This window comes from Pseudomonas sp. FW305-70, from assembly GCF_058783925.1.
This window is the reverse complement of sequence record NZ_JBYSYZ010000085.1, coordinates 1-1,661: the sequence shown is the minus strand read 5'-3', so window position 1 is coordinate 1,661 and position 1,661 is coordinate 1. Positions and strand designations below refer to the sequence as shown.

1 rRNA gene (running past one end of the window) is annotated in these 1,661 nt (G+C 49.4%); it reads right to left on the bottom strand.

Features of this window, described 5'->3' with window-relative positions:
- Window positions 1-1,474, bottom strand: a 23S ribosomal RNA gene (locus tag AC3WN7_RS28545) (it extends 1,459 nt beyond the left edge of the window).
- Window positions 1,475-1,661 lie beyond the last annotated feature (187 nt).

The following is a 1,661-nucleotide window of genomic DNA, read 5'->3' as shown; positions in this document are numbered from 1 at the left end:
CTCAGCCTACCACCTTAAACTTGGACAACCAACGCCAAGCTGGCCTAGCCTTCTCCGTCCCTCCATCGCAATAACCAGAAGTACAGGAATATTAACCTGTTTTCCATCGACTACGCTTTTCAGCCTCGCCTTAGGGACCGACTAACCCTGCGTCGATTAACGTTGCGCAGGAAACCTTGGTCTTTCGGCGTGGGTGTTTTTCACACCCATTGTCGTTACTCATGTCAGCATTCGCACTTCTGATACCTCCAGCAAGCTTCTCAACTCACCTTCACAGGCTTACAGAACGCTCCTCTACCGCATCACCCGAAGGTGATACCCGTAGCTTCGGTGTATGGTTTGAGCCCCGTTACATCTTCCGCGCAGGCCGACTCGACTAGTGAGCTATTACGCTTTCTTTAAAGGGTGGCTGCTTCTAAGCCAACCTCCTAGCTGTCTAAGCCTTCCCACATCGTTTCCCACTTAACCATAACTTTGGGACCTTAGCTGACGGTCTGGGTTGTTTCCCTTTTCACGACGGACGTTAGCACCCGCCGTGTGTCTCCCATGCTCGGCACTTGTAGGTATTCGGAGTTTGCATCGGTTTGGTAAGTCGGGATGACCCCCTAGCCGAAACAGTGCTCTACCCCCTACAGTGATACATGAGGCGCTACCTAAATAGCTTTCGAGGAGAACCAGCTATCTCCGAGCTTGATTAGCCTTTCACTCCGATCCACAGGTCATCCGCTAACTTTTCAACGGTAGTCGGTTCGGTCCTCCAGTCAGTGTTACCTAACCTTCAACCTGCCCATGGATAGATCGCCCGGTTTCGGGTCTATTCCCAGCGACTAGACGCCCTATTAAGACTCGCTTTCGCTACGCCTCCCCTATTCGGTTAAGCTCGCCACTGAAAATAAGTCGCTGACCCATTATACAAAAGGTACGCAGTCACCTAACAAAGTAGGCTCCCACTGCTTGTACGCATACGGTTTCAGGATCTATTTCACTCCCCTCTCCGGGGTTCTTTTCGCCTTTCCCTCACGGTACTAGTTCACTATCGGTCAGTCAGTAGTATTTAGCCTTGGAGGATGGTCCCCCCATATTCAGACAAAGTTTCTCGTGCTCCGTCCTACTCGATTTCATGACCAAGAGATTTTCGCGTACAGGGCTATCACCCACTATGGCCGCACTTTCCAGAGCGTTCCGCTAATCTCAAAGCCACTTAAGGGCTAGTCCCCGTTCGCTCGCCACTACTAAGGGAATCTCGGTTGATTTCTTTTCCTCAGGGTACTTAGATGTTTCAGTTCCCCTGGTTCGCCTCTTGCACCTATGTATTCAGTACAAGATAACCATCTTATGATGGCTGGGTTCCCCCATTCAGACATCTCCGGATCAAAGTCTGTTTGCCGACTCCCCGAAGCTTTTCGCAGGCTACCACGTCTTTCATCGCCTCTGACTGCCAAGGCATCCACCGTATGCGCTTCTTCACTTGACCATATAACCCCAAGCAATCTGGTTATACTGTGAAGACGACATTCGCCGAAAATTCGAATTTCTCAATTAAGAGAACTCACAAATTTTACCTTAGCCTGATCCGTTACCAGTGAAAGTAACGTTCAGTCTATCTTTCTATCACATACCCAAATTTTTAAAGAACGAACTAGTCAAAGACTAGAAATCAA